Origin of the sequence: Wolbachia pipientis, from assembly GCA_023052945.1 — a bacterium.
Lineage (GTDB): Bacteria > Pseudomonadota > Alphaproteobacteria > Rickettsiales > Anaplasmataceae > Wolbachia.
In genome coordinates this window covers 615,180-629,108 of sequence record CP095495.1, presented here as the reverse complement: position 1 = coordinate 629,108, position 13,929 = coordinate 615,180, and the positions used below count along the sequence as shown (strand labels likewise).

The 13,929-nt window shown below is 33.6% G+C and carries 16 protein-coding genes, 1 tRNA gene and 2 pseudogenes; 16 read left to right on the top strand and 3 right to left on the bottom strand.

The window, feature by feature from the left end:
• Window positions 1–21 precede the first annotated feature (21 nt).
• From MWH06_03030 to MWH06_02995, 8 genes are all read left to right on the top strand, one after another.
• Window positions 22–642, top strand: coding sequence for a ribonuclease D (locus MWH06_03030; GenBank protein UPA55585.1), 621 nt, complete (start codon window positions 22–24; stop codon window positions 640–642).
• A gap of 114 nt (window positions 643–756) precedes the next feature.
• Window positions 757–1,080 (top strand): thioredoxin, encoded by a 324-nt coding sequence (trxA, locus tag MWH06_03025; GenBank protein ID UPA55584.1) that lies wholly within the window; start codon window positions 757–759, stop codon window positions 1,078–1,080.
• Between the two features lie 42 nt (window positions 1,081–1,122).
• Window positions 1,123–1,199 (top strand) — tRNA-Ile (locus tag MWH06_03020).
• A gap of 78 nt (window positions 1,200–1,277) precedes the next feature.
• Complete coding sequence (locus MWH06_03015; protein ID UPA55583.1) at window positions 1,278–1,937, top strand: CADD family putative folate metabolism protein; 660 nt, start codon at window positions 1,278–1,280, stop codon at window positions 1,935–1,937.
• A 31-nt stretch (window positions 1,938–1,968) separates the two neighbouring features.
• The gene (locus MWH06_03010; protein ID UPA55582.1) at window positions 1,969–2,364 is read left to right on the top strand and encodes a dihydroneopterin aldolase; all 396 of its coding nucleotides are present in this window, start codon (window positions 1,969–1,971) and stop codon (window positions 2,362–2,364) included.
• Window positions 2,364–3,653 (top strand): dihydropteroate synthase, encoded by a 1,290-nt coding sequence (folP, locus tag MWH06_03005; GenBank protein UPA55581.1) that lies wholly within the window; start codon window positions 2,364–2,366, stop codon window positions 3,651–3,653. The genes MWH06_03010 and folP overlap by 1 nt, the downstream gene beginning before the upstream one ends.
• Window positions 3,650–4,120 (top strand): dihydrofolate reductase, encoded by a 471-nt coding sequence (locus MWH06_03000; GenBank protein ID UPA55580.1) that lies wholly within the window; start codon window positions 3,650–3,652, stop codon window positions 4,118–4,120. Before folP ends, MWH06_03000 begins: the two co-directional genes overlap by 4 nt.
• Window position 4,121: 1 nt before the next feature.
• The gene (locus MWH06_02995) at window positions 4,122–4,886 is read left to right on the top strand and encodes a putative folate metabolism gamma-glutamate ligase (GenBank protein UPA55579.1); all 765 of its coding nucleotides are present in this window, start codon (window positions 4,122–4,124) and stop codon (window positions 4,884–4,886) included.
• An 80-nt stretch (window positions 4,887–4,966) separates the two neighbouring features.
• Here MWH06_02995 and MWH06_02990 read toward each other — a convergent pair.
• Window positions 4,967–5,293 (bottom strand): annotated as a pseudogene (locus MWH06_02990) (tRNA (guanine-N7)-methyltransferase).
• A gap of 76 nt (window positions 5,294–5,369) precedes the next feature.
• Between MWH06_02990 and MWH06_02985 the strand changes: the two are divergent.
• Window positions 5,370–6,185, top strand: coding sequence for a transposase (locus MWH06_02985; protein UPA55578.1), 816 nt, complete (start codon window positions 5,370–5,372; stop codon window positions 6,183–6,185).
• 61 nt (window positions 6,186–6,246) lie between these two features.
• On the opposite strand, the pseudogene MWH06_02980 reads toward MWH06_02985, so the two are convergent.
• Window positions 6,247–6,591, bottom strand: a pseudogene (locus MWH06_02980) (tRNA (guanine-N7)-methyltransferase).
• Window positions 6,592–6,738: 147 nt separating this feature from the next.
• Between MWH06_02980 and MWH06_02975 the strand changes: the two are divergent.
• The 3 genes from MWH06_02975 to zapA all read left to right on the top strand — a co-directional run bounded on the left by MWH06_02975 (window position 6,739) and on the right by zapA (window position 9,098).
• Window positions 6,739–8,391, top strand: coding sequence for a 30S ribosomal protein S1 (locus tag MWH06_02975; protein UPA55577.1), 1,653 nt, complete (start codon window positions 6,739–6,741; stop codon window positions 8,389–8,391).
• A gap of 29 nt (window positions 8,392–8,420) precedes the next feature.
• Window positions 8,421–8,699 carry an integration host factor subunit beta gene (locus tag MWH06_02970; protein ID UPA55576.1) on the top strand — a complete coding sequence of 93 codons (279 nt, stop codon included), beginning with the start codon at window positions 8,421–8,423 and terminating at the stop codon, window positions 8,697–8,699.
• A gap of 72 nt (window positions 8,700–8,771) precedes the next feature.
• Complete coding sequence (gene zapA / locus MWH06_02965) at window positions 8,772–9,098, top strand: cell division protein ZapA (protein ID UPA55575.1); 327 nt, start codon at window positions 8,772–8,774, stop codon at window positions 9,096–9,098.
• On the opposite strand, the gene MWH06_02960 is transcribed toward zapA, so the two are convergent.
• Window positions 9,073–9,351 (bottom strand): succinate dehydrogenase assembly factor 2, encoded by a 279-nt coding sequence (locus MWH06_02960; protein UPA55574.1) that lies wholly within the window; start codon window positions 9,349–9,351, stop codon window positions 9,073–9,075. The two genes, zapA and MWH06_02960, sit on opposite strands and share 26 nt — an antisense overlap.
• A 153-nt stretch (window positions 9,352–9,504) precedes the next feature.
• Here MWH06_02960 and rseP point away from each other — a divergent pair, with 153 nt between their 5' ends.
• Genes rseP through fabZ form a run of 4 tightly spaced genes read left to right on the top strand, consistent with a single transcriptional unit; the run spans window position 9,505 to window position 13,910 of the window.
• Window positions 9,505–10,569, top strand: a complete 1,065-nt coding sequence (gene rseP / locus MWH06_02955; GenBank protein UPA55573.1) for an RIP metalloprotease RseP — start codon at window positions 9,505–9,507, stop codon at window positions 10,567–10,569.
• 7 nt (window positions 10,570–10,576) lie between these two features.
• On the top strand, window positions 10,577–12,913 hold the full coding sequence (gene bamA / locus MWH06_02950) for an outer membrane protein assembly factor BamA (protein ID UPA55572.1): 2,337 nt from the start codon (window positions 10,577–10,579) through the stop codon (window positions 12,911–12,913).
• Window positions 12,914–13,465 carry an OmpH family outer membrane protein gene (locus MWH06_02945; GenBank protein ID UPA55571.1) on the top strand — a complete coding sequence of 184 codons (552 nt, stop codon included), beginning with the start codon at window positions 12,914–12,916 and terminating at the stop codon, window positions 13,463–13,465.
• Window positions 13,466–13,469: 4 nt separating this feature from the next.
• Window positions 13,470–13,910, top strand: a complete 441-nt coding sequence (fabZ, locus tag MWH06_02940; GenBank protein ID UPA55570.1) for a 3-hydroxyacyl-ACP dehydratase FabZ — start codon at window positions 13,470–13,472, stop codon at window positions 13,908–13,910.
• The last annotated feature ends 19 nt before the right edge of the window (window positions 13,911–13,929 follow it).

Below are 13,929 nucleotides of genomic sequence, written 5' to 3'. Positions count from 1 at the left end.
GCCAAAAAATGCATTAATTTTATGGGAATATTTTTATATAAAGACGACTTGCCAGCTAGTTCAATACCAGATGATATAAGGTCTATAGCTGTTGATACCGAGGCAATGGGGCTACTTCATAGCAGAGATAGATTATGCCTTGTGCAGCTCTCTTTTAATGATGGCAACGTTCACTTAGTTCAACTCAAGAACGATTACACAGCGCCAAATTTGAGAAAAATATTAGAGGATAAAAATATAACTAAAATATTTCACTTCGCGCGATTTGATCTGAGCATAATACATTATTACTTGGAAACTTGGGCACTTCCGTGCTATTGCACAAAAATAGCTTCACGGTTAGTTCGCACTTACACAGATAATCATAGCTTAAAAGAACTGTGCTTAGAACTACTTGATACCAAATTAAATAAGCAACAGCAATCTTCTGATTGGGGAAATGAAAATTTGACAGACAAACAAAAAAGTTATGCTGCATCTGATGTTTTGTATCTCCATAAGATAAAGGAAAAGCTAGATTTAATGTTGGAACGTGAAAGTAGAAAAGAATTGGCCCAAAAGTGCTTTGAATTTCTTCCTACTCGCATTGAGTTAGACTTAATGGGTTGGGAAAACGTGGATATCTTTAATCATCAGATATAACCATTTGTGAGAAGTTTTTTGTTTGTGCAAGACACTTTAGGGCAATTTTTCAGAAGAATTTAGTTGATTAACTGTTGATTGATGCGCTATATTTTACAAAAATTTAGGTATTTTATGAGTGATGATATTACATTGGTAAATGATCAAAATTTCAAATCTGAAGTCACCGACTATAAAGGGTTTGTTCTGATAGACTTTTGGGCAGAATGGTGTGGGCCATGTAAAAGTCTAATGCCGCGTATTGAACAGTTGGCTAAAGACAGAAAAGGCAAGATTAAGATCTGCAAGTTCGACATAGATGAAGGGACTGAAGTGCCAAGTAAGTATGGAGTGCAATCTATACCCACTTTAATCATATTTCAAGATGGTAAGGAAATTGCACGCAAAATTGGTGCAACAAATGATTTGCTAAGTTGGGTTGATAGTGAAATAAGCTAATAGACAAATTTGCTTTTGTGTGTATTATAAATATTGATAAAAGGGATTGTAGCTCAGTCGGTTAGAGCAGTTCGCTCATAACGAATTGGTCGTAGGTTCGAGTCCTACCAATCCCACCATTGTGTTAATCTTAGCATGATCGTAACAATGAGAAAACTATAGTATATGAATTATATATTGATATAATAGAGGAAATAATGGAATTTACTAAACTTTTGAATAATAAGTTAGATGAGTTGCACTTACTAAATCATCCATTCTACCAATCATGGAATACAGGAAGCTTAAGCTTGCAAGCTTTACAAACCTATGCTAAAGAATATTATCACCACGTTGCTGCGTTCCCTCGTTATATCAGTGGTATACATTTTTTGTGCCCAGATCTAAAAATGCGACAGGTTTTGCTTGGTAATTTGATAGAAGAAGAACAAGGTGATGAAAATCACCCAGAGTTATGGAAACGTTTTGCTGAAGGGCTTGGTGTAACACGGTCTGATCTCCATAAGGATGCACAGATTAAAGAGACACAGGAGTTAGTTGATGGTTACTTTGATATTGTACGATCAGACTTTGCTTCCGGTTTGGGTGCACTTTATGCTTATGAACGTCAAACTCCAGAGGTTTCTAAGTCTAAAATTGAAGGTTTAAAAAAACACTATTCAATAAGTGATGAGCGTTCTCTTCAATTTTTTACGGTTCATATGCATGCTGATGAATGGCATTCTGAGGAATGTGCAAATCTTATTGCAGACTTAAGCGAAGAAGAGCAAGAGAAAGCCATGCAAGGCGCTAAAAAAGGAGCAAAACTCTTGTGGGGTTTTCTTGACGGGATGATGAACGCTAGTATGTGTCATTAATTGTAAGTAGATTAAACTCAGTGATATTAAAATGCAATGTAATCTTCTTATATCTGACCTGCGGCTTTGGGTTCATTTAGGATGTAGTGCAGAAGAGAAGTTTCATTCTCAATTAGTTAGTGTTAATATTGATTTTACCTTTAAATCCTCCCCTTTAGGACTTACAACTGACCGGCTTGAGGATACTATATGCTACTTGGAGGTAGTTCAGAGTATTCAATCTCTCGTTCAAAGCAAGCAATTCAATTTAATCGAGCACTTAACCCATGATATATACAGAGCCATTAATAATCTTTTGGTGCAAAAAAAACATATTATTTCTTCCATAAGAGTGACTACTCACAAAGTTGCACCACCCGTTCCCGGTGTGCATGGAGGTGTTCTCTTTACTTATTGTAATACATTACAAGAACAGGAAGATAACTAATGATCTATATTTCTATTGGCTCAAATATAGGAAATCGCTTTTCCCATTTACAAAGGGCTGCTCAGTTACTAAAGGAACGCTATTTTAAAGATTTAAAGTCTTCGATCATTCTAGAAACTAAGGCCATTTTACCAAACGGTGCTCCACCTGAGTGGGATAAGCCATTTCTCAACATGATTGTCTATGGAAGTTGTTCTTCTTCTCCCGAAGAGTTATTAAAAGGTCTAAAACAAATTGAGTGTGATATTGGCCGCCTGCAGGTCTATGAAAAGTGGGCACCTCGCGTTATTGATTTGGATATTTTGTTATGGGATGATCTAACGCTCGATACACCCTACCTTAGAATTCCTCACCCAGAATTGATAAACAGACCATTTTTGCTTCACTTGATGGCAATGCTGAACCCTATGGATAATACTCCAATAATCAACAAGACGTTCGGTACTGTTGCTTACGATATCCCTAACATTCAAGATTGTTTTTTAAAGAGTTTTACGCTTTCGCCAGAGCTTGTGGGTATTGTCAATATTACTCTTGATTCATTTTCAGATGGTGGTCTTTATTATGATGCAGATCAAGCAACCAAGCAAGCACTGCAACTGGTATCAGACGGTGCAAGTATAGTTGATCTTGGTGCTCAATCAACAAGACCTGGATCTTTAATGCAGATCCCAGAGGAAGAGTATGCACGTCTAAAGCCAGTACTTGATAATCTTAGCAATTATATGAAAGCTGGCGATATTAAAGTTAGCATTGATAGTTTCTGGCCAGGTGTTATTTTGAATGTTTTAAAACACTACAAAATTACCTGGGTAAACGATCAGAAGGGAGATCTAGATGATAATACCTTAAAAGCAGTTGCTAGCAGTGGATGTAGCATCGTTATTATGCATTCGCTCTCCATACCACCACATAAGGATAACATTATTCTAGATGACACTAGTATCATAAACCATTGGGCAGAAAGGAACATTAATAGATTACTAGCTCTAGGTTTTGATCAAAGTTCAATAATTATTGATCCTGGTATTGGTTTTGGAAAATCTCTATATCAGAATATCTGGCTTTTACGCAATATAGAAGCATTGCAAAGTTTTGGCTGCAAAGTTCTGGTTGGTCATTCTAGAAAGTCATTTATTTCTTCTTTTTCTACAGAACCTGTCTTTAACCGAGATTTAGAAACAATTGCTTTATCATCTGCATTGCACAACAAGGTTGATTTCCTTCGAGTGCATAATGTGCGTGATCACATGCGATTTTTTGTAGCTCAAGCTGCTTTACAGGAATGAAGATTATCGGAATTATGGCTGTTGATCCCAATGGGGTGATTGGAATAAATAATGGATTGCCCTGGCATTATCCAAGTGAGTTAGATCATTTTCGTCAAGTGACTGACAAACAAGTTATGGTGATGGGAAGAAAAACATTTGAAACAATACCACAAAACATATTAAAGCCTATTGTTTTTTCTCGTAACAAATTAGGTCCTTGTTTTAATAAAGGCATAGAATGCACTATTGTTTCTTCCATGCAAGAGTTTTTGTCAATCCAAAGTAGTTCTAAAGTCTTCGTGATTGGTGGAGCACAAATAGCGCACCTTTTTTTGAAGTATGATTTAATCTCAGAGTTTATCATAACAGAAATTCACAGACCTCATGAAGGTGATGTATATTTCAACTTAACACTTCTTGATAGATGGAATAAAACTATTCTTACCAAAACAAAAGACTATACTATATGCAAGCTAACACGTTAATATGCATATTGAAGCAATTTATACCCACCGCATTGAATGTGGAGAAGTATTAGAGCAGGTTCTTGATCGCTATGTTTCAGAGTTGCTAAAAGAGGAAGTTGTTCTTGCTATCACATCGAAAATCATTTCCATTTGTCAAAAACAAGTGGTTTGCAAAACTGCTTGTTCTAAAGAAGAGCTAATCAAGAGAGAAGCTGATGCAATTGTTGATATGGCTCACAGTATCTGTTTAACGATTAAAGATAATATCTTAATTCCATCTGCTGGTATTGATGAATCAAATGGTAATGAGGTGTATATTCTATATCCAAAAGATGTTCAGAAAACAGCTCTATCAATATGGAACTATCTCAAGACAAAACACTGCATAAAACATCTTGGTATTTTGATTACAGATAGTAATGTAACACCTATGCGTCGTGGGGTTACAGGCATTGCTCTTGGTTGGTGTGGATTTGAGCCACTTTATTCTTATATAGGCAAACCAGATCTTTATAGCGAGCCACTTAAAGTAACACAAGTCAATCTTCTTGATGCACTGGCAACATCTGCTGTTTTAGTTATGGGAGAAGGGGCAGAGCAAACACCAATGGCAATAATTAGTGGCGCACCAAAGGTTCACTTTCTTACTTGTCCGCCAACTACAAAAGAAGAAAAAAGTGTTAAGATATCTATGAAAAAAGATCTTTACTCTCCTCTCCTCATGGGAGCCCGTTGGTTAAAGAGAAACTTAAAAAATTTGCTATTTCTTCATAAGGAGAAGTAGTTAAAGGAATTTACTCTATTTCTCCCTCTTTTTTTATTATTTTTAATCTATAGTTAACGTAAAAGAGATATGCAAAAACTCTATTGATCCATAGTCTGCAAATTATTAATAACACTTACTTTAAAGAACCTTACTTTACGCTGATCTTTGAGCGCTCTTTTGTGGTATTTTGTAAGAGTATAACTTGTGAAATCGTCTTCCCTATAGATCAAAGAGTTACACTGCTTTATATGTGATGCTATCCACTCTGCATAGTCCTGATGATCGGTTGCAATGAATATTTCCCCTGTTATAAGTATTTTTTTTGCTAATAAATTTAAAAATTCCGTATTAATTAATCGTCTTTTATTGTGACTTCTTTTTGGCCATGGATCTGGAAAGAGGATAAAGAATCTTTCAACACTAGACCTGCTGCAAAAAGTGATTGAAAAAATGATGTGAGAGAGGTAGAAGAAGAATAAGCAGATCAAGTAAGGAAAAAAAATGAGCTTTAGTTACTATAATATGAAAAAACACCCAAGAAACTTTCGTAATATAACAGGTTTAACTATAGAGGAGTTCGAAAAAGTAGTGGAAAAAGTGAGGTCTGGATGGGAAAAACAGAAAAAGTGTCATGGTAGAAGATCAAAACTACCAACTCTGGAAGATAAGTTGTTTTGCGTAATTTTGTACTATCGCACTTACATAACACATAGATTTTTAGGATGCCTATTCAATGTACACAACGCAAATGTATGTAGGTTACTTAAGAGAATAGAGCCATTACTCGCCAAAAAAGTGACTATAACAAAAGATAGAAGTATGACGCCAGAAAAAATACTGAAGATTTTGGCTGATGTTACAGAACAGCAAATACAGAGACCAGAAGATAGTAAAAAACGGAAGAAATCATATTCAGGAAAAAAAAGAACCAACACTATGAAAACTGAGATTATTATCGAAGAAGGAGGAAGAATTTTATCAGTGTCAAAGTCATACCGTGGTAGAATTAGTGATTTCCGCATAAGGAAACAAGAAAAATATTTACCACTTGATAGCATAAAACATGCCGATTCTGGATATCAAGGTTGGCAAAAATTGCAAAGCAATGTTATAATTCCATATAAAAAGTATCGTAAAAAGCCATTAACTCCAGAGCATAATAGAAGATTAGCATCATTTAGAATGAGAGTAGAAAACAAGATCCGAGAGATAAAGATATTTAAGATTATGTCGAATGTTTATCGCAATTTTCAGAAAAAATATAACCTGAGGTTCAATATTATTGCTGGTATTGTAAATCTTAAGCACGCCTTTTAGTTAACCTTGATTTTAGTCACCCTCCTTTCCTTTTTTTTATCGCTTGATTCGCAGCAGGTCTACTGTTGTCAGGAAAATTTGCAATCAATTCTCTTGCATCTTCTGTCCATATTAAAATGTTTTTTATGTTTTGTATTTCTATGCTTGTTAGCAAGCGAGAAACCCCCTTTAAGTAGGGCTCACATCCTATAAATAATAGATCAGGTTCATTGAGCACCTGGTAAAGCATATTTTCACCGTTGCCAAAGCCTCTTTCTACCCATATTCTTTTTCGTGAATTTACAATCTTCTCTATAGATTCCTTGCTGTTTTGAATAGAATATTTTTCCAATATTTCATCAACATCCGGTTTTAACCTGGACCTTCTGGAGAACGATCTAATCCACTTGCTATTCTTAAATAGCATATTCTTGATACATATATAATTTTCTCACTATATTTTATATAGCTTAAACAATTCTCGAAATGAATTAACGAAAAATTACTTGTCAATAATTATTAATATTATATAATATATGAGTTCTAATAAAGTTTAAATTAAAGGTCACATTGCATGAATAATAATGATCCAGTTGTAAATCTACCGGTTACTATCAGAAAGCTATCATCAAACAAGTTTATAGAAGAGATATGTCAAGGCCAATTTGAGGATCAAGATAATGCCTTGTTTGAAGGTTCTTTTGTTAACAAAATTAAAGAAGGAGATGTGGTAGAAGGTGTAATTACAAGAATAAACCCTAACGACGTTGTGGTTGATATTGGTTTAAAGTCTGACGGGAGAATTCTGATCAAGGAACTCGGTTGTAATGATGAGATCATTATTGGCTCGAAAATTAGAGTTTATGTGGAAAGAATTGAAGATTATCATGGTAATGTTGTTCTTAGCCGTGAAAAAGCAATTAGAGACGAGAAATGGAATAAGTTGGAAGAAGATACAGTTACAAGAGCTGAAGTAAGCGGAGTTATTAAACGCTCAATTAAATGTGGTTTTATTGTTGATCTTGGTGATGGAATAAGCGCTTTTTTACCGCTGAGTCATGTGGATTTGAAGCAAGTAAAAGACGCGAATCACCTTATTGAAACTGAACAAAAGTTCATCGTGCTTAAAATGGATAAGAAGCAAGGTAATATTGTAGTATCAAGAAAGCTGGTGTTAGAAAAATTGCACGCTGGTGAAAAAATTAAATTTTTAGAATCTTTAAATGAAGGCGATATAATAGAAGGAAAAATAAAAAGCATCACTCATTACGGTGTATTTGTCGGTATTCATGAATCAGATGTAGTGGGAGTTATAGATGGGTTGCTACATATTACAGATATCTCTTGGAGTAGAGTGAGTCATCCATCTGCAGTTTTTGCTTGTGGCCAGACTATAAAAGTTAAAATTATAAAAATAGATAAGGAAAATGCTAAAATTTCCTTGGGTGTGAAGCAGCTAGAAGATAGCCCTTGGCAAGATGCAGAGTCAAAATATCCAGTTGATAGTGTGCATAAGGGTTATGTAACAAGCATAGAAGATTATGGATTGTTTGTTGAGCTTAGACCTGGAATTGAAGGTTTAGTGCACTCGTCAGAAATAACTTGGGTTAAGAGTAATTTACCAGTTAGTAGTCTCGTAACAAGGGGACAAGAAGTATATGTAAAAATTCTCAGTATTGACATTGCTAAGAGTAGGATGAGTTTAAGCATGAAAAGGTGTGTAGACAACCCTTGGCAAGTATTTATCAATAAATATCCTCCTGGTTCTATTGTTTCTGGTGAAGTGAAGAATAATACCGGCTCATATGTATCTGTTGCTTTCAATGATTCTGAAATAGATGAGAACGTAGAAGGGACAATATATGTGAAAGATTTAAGTTGGTCTAAAAATAGCTCAGATGAGATAAAGAAGTATAATGTAGGTGATAAAATAGAAGCAAAAGTAATAAGGGCTAACGTGAATCGGGCAAGAATTTATCTTGGAATAAAACAAATAGAGTATGATCCTCTTGAAGAACTGATAAAGAAAGTTAAGGTAGGCGATAAAATACAGGTTATTGTAGGTAAGAGAGAAGATAATGAACTAGTCGTTGAAGTTGAGAACGATGTAACCCTTCTAATAGATCAAGAGCATTTACCGGAAAATAAAAAGTTCTCTATATCAGAAAAAATAGAAGTTGAAGTATTGGGTGTTGAAAAATATAACATAGTATTATCTGCTAAGTGATAAGGTTTACTTATTTTGGCTTCATATAAATGGCAACAAAGTCTGATATAATAGCGAGGGTAGCAAAAAGACATCCTTTTTTAGATAAGATTGTTATAGCAGCTATAATTGATAGATTTTTTGGGATACTTTCAAGCACATTGAAGCATCATAATAGAGTTGAAATTAGGGGGTTTGGTTCTTTTTCAGTTAGAAGTTATAACTTGAAAGAAACAAGCCATTTAATGTTACAGAAGTTTACAAAGAATCAATACTTTAAAACATATTTTCGTAGCAGTAAAAAATTATCTGATTTGATAAATGAATAAAAACTTATACCATAAATAAGATGAAAGTAGGGGTTTGAGTTTATACTGTACGATAGAAATTTTTAGCACCATATGCAAGTAGTAGAAATAGTTATACGTAATAACACATACAAAATATCTTGCGAAAGTGGGAAGAAGAGCCATTTATTACGTCTTGCTAATAGTTTTGACAAGCTAGTTGGTTCTGTATCTCAAAAAACTGGAGGTAAGGGTTCAGATGCATTAAATTTCTTACTTGCAGCGCTAATTCTTGAGGATAAAATTTTAGAATTAACAAAGCGGTTGGATGAAGCAAATCAAGAGCGCGAAAAGTATAGAAACGAGAAAAGAATAGAATATATTGAGGTACTAGATAAGGTAAATAAGATTATCACTAATCTTGAGTGCATAAAGGATTAGCTTCAATAAAGCAAGCAATTAAATTGACTATCTGACTATTTAAGCCAGGAGGGAGGTTTGTCTTACAAGTTATGTAACAATATAATTCGTAATCATCAAGATCAACTATTTTTTCGTATTCGATTAGTTTGCTCAAGGAAAATTTATCAAGATACTTCAATGCAAAATGCCCTAAAAGTATATCGGTTTCTTTGCAACCCCTATGCCAGCTTCTATACATCAATTTTCTTCTGAGTAGTGAGGTATCTGTCATTACAATTAAACTTTTTTTAATTTAAAAGTTAAACTAAATACTTGTCAAGCGAGGCGCGTTTTAATATACTTAACATTTGTTTAAGATCTAAATACACAGGTGGAGTTAATTTCGAATTTCATTCATCAGTTTGGCAATGGAATATATTGTTTTTTGTCATTTGCCTTAATCATTTCTGTTATAGTGTTTGTGCATGAATATGGGCATTATGTTGTTGCCAAAGCATGCAAAGTTAAAGTTGAATTTTTTTCTATAGGTTTTGGTCCTGAAATTTTTGGTTTTAACGATAAGTCTGGAACTAGATGGAAATTAAGCGCTGTTCCATTGGGTGGTTATGTTAAAATGTTAGGGGATACTAATGCAGCGAGTGTCCCAGCTGATCAAAAAGAATTAACTGAAGAAGAAAAGTTGTATTCATTTCATACAAAACCGCGGTATAAAAAAGCAGCAGTGGTTTTTGCAGGACCTTTTGCAAATATGATACTTGCTGTTATAGCTTTTACAATATTTTTTAGCACGGCAGGTTATTACCGCACTCTACCGGTGATTAGGGATGTAATTGAAGGAAGTGCAGCCAAACAAGCTGGCCTATTACCAGGTGACACTATTACACAAATCAATGAACATAAAATAAAATACTTTGAAGATATCTCACGTGTGATAATGTCGAACCCCAAGACGAGAATGGAAATTAAATATAGCAGAAATAATGAGGAGCGTAGAACTAGCCTGACTCCATTGACAATTGAGAGTAGAGATGTTTTTGGCAACATAATAGAAAGAGAAACTATAGGGATTATTTCAGTCAATACATTAAAGCAGTCATCTTTTCTTGGGGCTGTGAGCTTATCAGTAAGTGAAACTTACCACACTATGTGCTTAACGATCAAAGCTATCTTTCAAATTATCGTTGGTAAGAGAAGTGCAAGTGAAATAGGTGGACCAATAAAAATTGCAAAATATTCAGGGCAATCAGCCAAAAAAGGATTTATTATGGTTGTGTATCTCATGGCAATTATTTCAGCTAATTTAGCTGCGATTAACTTGCTACCAATTCCGCTACTGGATGGTGGGCATTTATTTCGTTATATTATAGAAGCAGTTATACGTAGAGATTTAAGTTTGAAATATCAAAAATATGAGGCTACCTTTGGTGCTTTCATTTTGTTCTTGCTGATGGCAATTGCAATTTCGAATGATATTAGGAGTCTTTTTTAAAATAAATATGAAAAAGCTATTTTACATACTAATAGTAATTTTTATCTCCTTTCCCGCTCTACTTGTTGCTTTAGAAAATAAGGAAAAAGTACAGATAAAAGATATCAAATGCATTGGCAATGAGCGAGTAAGCAATCAAACAGTAGGGTTTTATATAAAGTTAGAACCTGGTAGCTATGTAGACGACGATGATATAGATTCGATTATAAAAGGTTTATATAAAACAAAGTTGTTTGCTAGTGTTAACGCTTATATCGATGATAAAAAAAATTTAGTAGTAAAAATTCAAGAAAATCCACTAATTAACAAGATAATATTAAAGGGTAATAAATTATTTAACAGCAAAGAGCTGCTAAATAATGTAATTCAATCAAAATCGCTAACTATTTTCACTGAAACAAAATTGCAAAACGATTTAATGAATTTAATCACTACTTATAGAAATAATGGTAAGGTTGGTGTTAAAATTGAATATGAGCTGAATAAGCTTGATAGTAATAGGGTCAATCTAATTTTTAAAATAAAAGAAGGTAAAACCTCTAAAATTAAGGATATGAGATTTATAGGTAACAAAAACTTTTCTGAAAACGAGCTAGAGCAAGCTATTAAAGTGCATAGTAATGACATATTTAGTAAGTTATTTAGAGCCATGTTTAAGGGCAGAACTCGTTATTCACCACAGCATTTATTGATTAACATAGAATTGCTCGATCGTTTTTATTCATCTAAAGGATATATTCAAAATAATATTCAACCGATTGTTGAGGTTGATAATAATAATCAGATAGAATTGACTTTTTTGATTGACGAAGGACAGCAATATTTGTTTGGAAATAATGAGGTTAATATTGAAACTGAAATTCAGGATTTAAGCCTAAAAGAAGAAATATTGGACTTTATAACAGAGGAAAACGATAAGGTATTTAATAGAGTTAAAATTAATAATACAGTAGAAAAAATAAACAAGTATTTAAATGAGAAAGGATATATATTTGCAAAAGTTAATCCAGAGTATGCACAACGTGACAATGTTGTAGATGTGACCTACAGAGTGCTGCCGGGTAAAAAGATTTATATAGATCAAATTACAATTGATGGTAACGATCGCACTTTAGATAAGGTGATCAGAAGTAAGCTAAGTATAGCAGAAGGTGATGCGTACAATATATCTGAGATTCAAAAATCACGTAAAAAACTAATGAGTAGTGATTTTTTTGAAACAGTGAAAGTAAATAGTTATGCAGTTAATGACAATGCAGTAAATCTTGACTTAAATGTTAAAGAAAAAAGAACTGCCTCATTATCTTTAGCAGGAGGTATGTCCTTTCCTGGCGGAGCATTTGTAAAAACTGATTTCACAGATCGTAATTTATTTGGTAGTGGTAAAGAGCTCTCTTTTGCTCTTGAAAAAAATAAATATTCACTTTCTACTAATGTAGAGGTTGTTGAAAATAATTTTAACGATTCTGATACATCACTAGGTGTGGGCGTATTTTATGAAAAACAAGATAAACCACACACTAGCTTCGACAGTTGTGACATGGGATTTTCAACAAAATTATCATACAAAGTTATAGAAAACTTAACTAATTCCATTCGCTACTCTTACAAGTATAACCGTATACACATGGATAATAAGGGTGGAAAAGACAATGACATCTCTGATATAATAAAGAGGCAAGGAGGTGAACATCAGATTTCATCAGTAGGATACACATTGGCATATAATAAACTGGATAATCTTTATGCTCCAAAAGAAGGATATTTATTGCGTATAAGTCAGGATATTTCAGGATTGGGAGGGAATGTAAACTTCCTAAAATCTGAGTTCTTGTCTTTTTACACGCATCCTATATTAAGTGAAATTGACGATAGCATAATACTGCGCTTTAAGATGGCGGCAGGTCATATTTTTTCTTATACCGATGAAGATTTAAACATTGGCCAGCACTTTTTTAAAGGGGGTAATGAGATTAGAGGGTTTGATTTTTCTGGTATCGGACCAAGAGCAATAGACAACAATAAAAGCTCGTTAGGAGGCAAAACTTATTTTAATTTAACACAGCAAGTAGATTTCCCACTACCAAAACTATATGACTATGCTGGTATCAACGGCTCATTATTTGTTGACTATGCAACACTTTTTGGCTTAGATGATAAAAATGAGAAATATAAAGATCCATATAATGATAGTAAGCTTATAAGAGTGTCACCAGGTTTTGGCTTTTCAATGCCTTCTCCTTTTGGTAGACTTAGATTAGATTTTGGGTTTCCTTTAGTAAAGGAATCTTATGATATAATACCATTACCAAATGTTAAATTTTCTATTGAAGCGGGGATTTGAATGAAATATATACAGTTATTTATATCAGTTATTGGCTTAATTATTTCCTTATTTGTGGGGTATAAGTTTGCAGGATATCAACCTCAGAACACAAAGGCTGCCATTATTGATAGTGATAAAGTTATCAATGAATCTCTTGCTCTGCAAAACATACAACAACAAATAAAGGAGCAGAATTCTAGATTACAACAAGAATTTGAAAGTGAGTTAGAAAAACTTAAGCCATCAAAAGAAGAATTTGAACTTTTGTCAGAAGAAGCAAAAAAGGAAAAGACAGAGCAGTTTAATAAGCATACTGTAAATGCTAGAGATGCTTACGCTAAAAAAATGTTGTATTTAGAAGAAAGTTATAGAGATGCAGTAGAGAGTGTTTTTAACAAGATAAAAGAAGTTGCTAAAAAAACGGCAGAAAAAGACAACATAGATTTGGTACTATTTATTTCAAAAAAGAACCAAGTTTTATACTCTATGGATGAAGTTGATTTATCGGATATGGTATTAAACAATATAAACAAGGAAATACCTGAATTTGCTTTAAAAGGCATTGAGTAGGCTTATGCAATTTAATATCAGTGATATTATAAAAATACTACCACATTCTTATCCGTTTCTCTTAGTAGATAGGGTTATAGAGTGTGATCCTGGTAAAAGTATAAAAGCAATCAAAAATGTGACTTTCAATGAGCCATTTTTTATTGGTCATTTCCCTGGTCATCCAATAATGCCAGGAGTCTTGATAATTGAATCTCTAGCTCAAGCATCTGCTATATGTGTTCTTGGTAAAGAAAGTCAAGGTACAATAGAAAACAAAGCTATTTACTTTATGTCTATTGAAAATGCAAAATTCAGAAAGCCAGTCACTCCAGGGGACACACTGATTCTGCAAGCTAATGTTAAAAACGCACGTTTAAGTGCATGTAAATTTGAGTGTATTGCATGTGTTGGTGAAGAAAAGGTTGCAGAAGCAACGATTTTAGCTATGCTACAAAATACGTAATATACAAAAGACAGTGTGC

What these genes read in the sequence shown, in the direction of transcription:
- fabZ (UPA55570.1), top strand. Translation starts at nt 13,470, where the DNA reads ATGCAATTTAATATCAGTGATATTATAAAAATACTACCACATTCTTAT.
- zapA (UPA55575.1), top strand. Translation starts at nt 8,772, where the DNA reads ATGCAAGTAGTAGAAATAGTTATACGTAATAACACATACAAAATATCT.
- trxA (UPA55584.1), top strand. Translation starts at nt 757, where the DNA reads ATGAGTGATGATATTACATTGGTAAATGATCAAAATTTCAAATCTGAA.
- MWH06_03010 (UPA55582.1), top strand. Translation starts at nt 1,969, where the DNA reads ATGCAATGTAATCTTCTTATATCTGACCTGCGGCTTTGGGTTCATTTA.
- MWH06_02960 (UPA55574.1), bottom strand. Translation starts at nt 9,351, where the DNA reads ATGACAGATACCTCACTACTCAGAAGAAAATTGATGTATAGAAGCTGG.
- folP (UPA55581.1), top strand. Translation starts at nt 2,364, where the DNA reads ATGATCTATATTTCTATTGGCTCAAATATAGGAAATCGCTTTTCCCAT.
- bamA (UPA55572.1), top strand. Translation starts at nt 10,577, where the DNA reads ATGAAAAAGCTATTTTACATACTAATAGTAATTTTTATCTCCTTTCCC.
- MWH06_02970 (UPA55576.1), top strand. Translation starts at nt 8,421, where the DNA reads ATGGCAACAAAGTCTGATATAATAGCGAGGGTAGCAAAAAGACATCCT.
- MWH06_02995 (UPA55579.1), top strand. Translation starts at nt 4,122, where the DNA reads ATGCATATTGAAGCAATTTATACCCACCGCATTGAATGTGGAGAAGTA.
- MWH06_02985 (UPA55578.1), top strand. Translation starts at nt 5,370, where the DNA reads ATGAGCTTTAGTTACTATAATATGAAAAAACACCCAAGAAACTTTCGT.
- MWH06_02975 (UPA55577.1), top strand. Translation starts at nt 6,739, where the DNA reads ATGAATAATAATGATCCAGTTGTAAATCTACCGGTTACTATCAGAAAG.
- MWH06_03030 (UPA55585.1), top strand. Translation starts at nt 22, where the DNA reads ATGGGAATATTTTTATATAAAGACGACTTGCCAGCTAGTTCAATACCA.
- MWH06_03000 (UPA55580.1), top strand. Translation starts at nt 3,650, where the DNA reads ATGAAGATTATCGGAATTATGGCTGTTGATCCCAATGGGGTGATTGGA.
- MWH06_02945 (UPA55571.1), top strand. Translation starts at nt 12,914, where the DNA reads ATGAAATATATACAGTTATTTATATCAGTTATTGGCTTAATTATTTCC.
- MWH06_03015 (UPA55583.1), top strand. Translation starts at nt 1,278, where the DNA reads ATGGAATTTACTAAACTTTTGAATAATAAGTTAGATGAGTTGCACTTA.